Annotated in this window: 2 protein-coding genes; both read left to right on the top strand. The window is 76.1% G+C overall.

Annotation, left to right across the window (positions count from 1 at the left end):
* Positions 1–770: beta-ketoacyl reductase (locus AB0B58_RS42175; RefSeq protein ID WP_360237003.1), on the top strand; the 770-nt coding region annotated here is incomplete at its 5' end.
* Positions 771–809: 39 nt separating this feature from the next.
* On the top strand, positions 810–4690 hold a 3881-nt coding region (locus AB0B58_RS42170), incomplete at its 3' end, for a beta-ketoacyl synthase N-terminal-like domain-containing protein (protein ID WP_360237000.1).

The raw sequence follows: 4690 nt of genomic DNA, 5'->3' as shown, positions 1-4690 counted from the left end.
CCGCGACGCTGAGCGACAGCGACCTGCAGCGCGCCTCGTCCGGCATGCCGCCGCTCACCGTCGAGCAGGGCCTCGCCCTCTTCGACGCCGCCACCGCGGTGCGCGACCGGCCGTACCTGGTGCCGGTCAGCATGTCCTCCACCCGGGTCCGGATGCCCGGCGCGGTACCGGCCGTGCTGCGGGACCTGGTCAGGGGCGCCCGGCGCACCGCGGCGGGCAGCGCCGGGGGAGCGGCCACCCTCGCCGTGCTCACCCGGCACCTGGCCGGGCGCCGCGAGGACGAACAGGTCCGCTACGTCGCCGACCTGATCCGCACCGAGGCCGCCGGCGTGCTCGGCCACGCCTCCGCCGCCGCGATCGACGCCCGGCGCGAGTTCCGTGACCTCGGCTTCGACTCGCTCACCGCGGTCGAACTGCGAAACCGGATCTCCGCGGTGACCGGCCTGCGCCTGCCCGCCACCATGGTCTTCGACCACCCCACCCCGGCCGGGCTCGCCGAACACCTCACCAAGCAGCTCGTCAGCGAGCACGCCGCGAACCAGGGCCCCTCCCTGATCGCGGACCTGGACCGGCTCGGCGCCGCGCTGAGCGCCAGCGAACCCGACGAGGTCACCCGGGCCGCGGTCGCCACGCGCCTGCGCCGGCTTCTCGACGACTGGCGCGCGACGGAACCCGACACCGGTGGCGTCGCCGAACGGCTCGGTTCCGCGTCCGCCGACGACCTGTTCGCCTTCATCGACTCCGAACTCGGCCGCACACGCGATCGCTGAGTCGCGTCACTCGCTACCCGGACACGGAAGGTTGCTCGCATGTCCGACGACAGCAAGCTCGTTGACTACCTCAAGTGGGTCACGGCCGACCTGCACGAGACCCGCCGCCGCCTGGAAGAGGTGGAGTCGGGCCGGCAGGAACCGATCGCGATCGTCGGCATGGCGTGCCGCCTGCCCGGCGGCGTGCACGGCCCGGACGCGCTGTGGCAGCTGGTCGACGAGGGTCGCGACGGCATCACCCCGTTCCCGGACGACCGCGGCTGGGACGTGGCCGCGCTGGTCGGCGGGGGCGGCAGCGCCACCGGCGAGGGCGGCTTCATCGCCGCGGGTGACTTCGACGCCGGGTTCTTCGGCATCTCGCCGCGCGAGGCGGTCGCCATGGACCCGCAGCAGCGGCTGCTGCTGGAGACGAGCTGGGAGGCGTTCGAGCACGCCGGCATCGACCCGGCGAGCCTGCGCGGCACCCGCACCGGCGTGTTCACCGGCGCGTCCGGCGTCGACTACATCGGCGTGGTGATGGGCTCCCGCGAGGACACCGAGGGCCACGCCACCACCGGCCTCACCGCGAGCGTCATCTCCGGCCGGGTGTCCTACGCCCTCGGGCTGGAGGGCCCCGCGCTGACGGTCGACACCGCGTGCTCGTCGTCGCTTGTCGCGCTGCACCTGGCCGCGCAGGCGCTGCGCAACGGCGAGTGCTCGCTCGCGCTGGCCGGCGGCGTCACCGTGATGGCGACCCCGATGGGCTTCTCCGGCTTCACCCGCCAGGGCGGCCTGGCCCCGGACGGGCGCTGCAAGGCGTTCGCCGACGCCGCGGACGGCACCGGCTGGGCCGAGGGCGTCGGCGTGCTGGTCGTCGAGAAGCTCTCCGACGCGAGGAGAAACGGCCACACCGTCCTCGCGGTGGTCCGGGGCTCGGCGGTCAACTCCGACGGCGCGTCCAACGGGCTGACCGCACCCAACGGCCCGTCGCAGCAGCGCGTCATCCGCCAGGCCCTCGCGTCGGCCGGCCTGGCGGCACGCGACGTGGACGTGGTCGAGGCGCACGGCACCGGCACCACGCTCGGTGACCCGATCGAGGCGCAGGCGCTGCTCGCCACGTACGGGCAGGACCGTGCGGCGCCGCTCTACCTGGGCTCGGTCAAGTCCAACATCGGGCACACCCAGGCGGCCGCCGGCGTGGCCGGGGTGATCAAGATGGTCATGGCGATGCGCCACCGCACCGTGCCGCGCACCCTGCACGTGGACGCGCCGACCTCCCACGTGGACTGGGAGGCGGGCGCGGTCCGGCTGGTCACCGAACCGCTGCCGTGGCCCGCGGCCGACCGCCCGGCCCGCGCCGGCGTCTCGTCGTTCGGCATCAGCGGCACCAACGCGCACGTCATCGTCGAGCAGGGCGACCCGACCGCGTACCGGCCGTCCCCGGCGCCCGCCGTCGCACCCTGGCCGGTCTCGGCCCGCAGCGAGGCGGCGCTGGACGAACAGATCGCCCGGCTGCGCGCGTGGGTCGCCGAGCGGCCCGCGCTCTCCCCGGCCGACGTCGGCCGCTCCCTGGCCCTCTCCCGGGCCCGGATGCCGCACCGCGCCGTGCTCACCGGCGACACGGTCGTCCGCGGCGTCGCCGCCGGACGCCGCCTCGGCGTGGTCTTCTCCGGACAGGGCTCGCAGCGCCCCGGCATGGGCCGGGACCTGTACGAGCGGTTCCCGGCGTACCGCGCGGCCTACGACGAGGTCGCCGCGCACCTCGGCGACCTCGACCGGGGCGACCTGGACCAGACCGGCAACGCCCAGCCGGCCATCTTCGCCGTAGAGGTCGCCCTCTACCGCCTCCTGGAGTCCTGGGGGGTGCGCGCGGACGCGCTCGGCGGACACTCCGTCGGTGAGATCGCCGCCGCGCACATCGCCGGAGTGCTCTCCCTTGCGGACGCCTGCACGCTCGTCGGCGCCCGCGCCCGGCTCATGCAGGCGCTGCCGCCCGGCGGCGCGATGATCGCCGTCCGGGCGCCGGAGAGCGACATCGACCTGCCCGAGGGGGTGTCGATCGCGGCCGTCAACGGCCCGGACTCCGTCGTCCTGTCCGGGCCCGGTGAGGCGGTCGAGGCCGCGGCGGGCCGCTTCGAACGCACCCGGCGCCTGACCGTCAGCCACGCCTTCCACTCCGCACTGATGGAGCCGATGCTGGCCGGGTTCGCCGCCGTCGTCCGCGGTCTCACCCTCAGCCCGCCCGACCGCGACCTGGTCTCCAACGTCACCGGGCGGATCGAGTCGGACCTGTTCACCGACCCGGACTACTGGGTGCGGCACGTCCGTGAGACCGTCCGGTTCGCCGACGGCGTGGCGGCGATGCGCGCCGCCGGCATCGACGCGTTCCTGGAGGCCGGCCCCGACTCGGTCCTCGCGTCGCTGATCGAGGCGGACCTGGTGGTGCCGACCCTGCGCCGGGGCCGCGACGAGAACGAGTCGATGCTGGCCGCCGCGACCGCCCTGCACGTCGGCGGCGTCGACGTCGACTTCGCCGCCTGGTACCCGGACGCGGGCGCGGTTCCGCTGCCCACGTACGCGTTCGACCACGAGCGCTACTGGCCCCGCCCCGCCGCCGGCGGCGACGTCTCCGGCGCCGGCCTGGCCGCCGCGCACCACCCGCTGCTCGGCGCGACCGTCTCGGTGGCCGACGCGGACGAGGTCATCCTCACCGGCCTGCTCGACCCGCGGGCACACCCCTGGCTCGCCGGGCGCGCCACCCTGCCCGGAGCCGCCTGGCTGGAACTCGCCATCCGCGCCGGCGACCAGGTCGGCTGCGACCACGTCCGCGTCCTCGACCTCGACGCCGCGCTCGTGCTCGGGACCCGGCCGGTGGCGGTACAGGTCCGGGTGCACGCGCCGGACGCCGACGGCGCGCGCCGGATCACCATGCACGCCCGCGCCGACGACGATCGGTGGTCCCGGCACGCCTGCGGCATCCTGGACAGCGCGGCCGGACGGCCGGCCGAACCGGCCGGCGAGGGCGCCGAGGTGTCGCTGCGCGAGGAGGACGCCGCCGACGCCCGGCACTACGGCATGCACCCGGCGTTGCTCACCGCACTGTTCGACGACGACCTCGAGCCGGCCTCGTTCGCCGGTGTCGTCCTGCACGCGGCCGGCGCGACCACGCTGCACGCCCGGCTGCGGCGCGCCGGCGACCAGACCCGGATCGTGGCGGTCGACCCGGCCGACGCGCCGGTGCTCACCATCGACGCGGTCACCCTGCGCGCACCCCTCGCCGTGGCGGACGGCCGCACCCACCCCGGCTCGCTGCTGACCCTGCGGTGGGTGGCGCCGCGAGCCGAACCGGCGCCCGGGCCCCCGCGGGAGGCCGATCTCGGCTTGGTCCGAGTCCACACCGGCGGTGACCGCGACGTCGTCGCCGAGGCGCACCGGCACACCGCGGCAGCGCTGGAAACGGTGCAGCGCCGGCTGGCCGAGCCGCACGACGCGACGCTGGTCTTCGTCACCCGCGGCGCGACCACCGGCGCGGACCCGGCGGCCGCCGCGGTCTGGGGCCTGGTCCGGTCCGCCCAGACGGAGAACCCCGGCCGGTTCGCCCTGCTGGACGCCGAGACGGACGCCGACGCGGACGCCGTCCTGCCGCTGCTGCCGGCCCTGATCGCCGCCGGCGACGAGCAGTTCGTGGTGCGTGACGGCGCGCTGCGGGTGGCCCGGCTCGAACGCGTACCCGCCGACGTCCGCACCGGCCCGTCGCCGTGGGCCGGCGGCGGCACCGTGCTGATCACCGGCGGCACCGGGGGCCTCGGTTCGGAGTTGGCCCGTCATCTGGCGGCGAAGGGTGTGGACCTGGTCCTGGTCAGCCGGCGCGGTCCGGACGCGCCCGGCGCCGATCTGCTTCCCGGCCGGGTCGTCGCCTGCGATCTCACCGATCGGGCCGC

Source organism: Actinoplanes sp. NPDC049118, assembly GCF_040648555.1.
In the GTDB taxonomy this organism is placed as follows: Bacteria; Actinomycetota; Actinomycetes; order Mycobacteriales; family Micromonosporaceae; genus Actinoplanes.
This window is presented reverse-complemented; position numbering and strand designations above follow the sequence as displayed.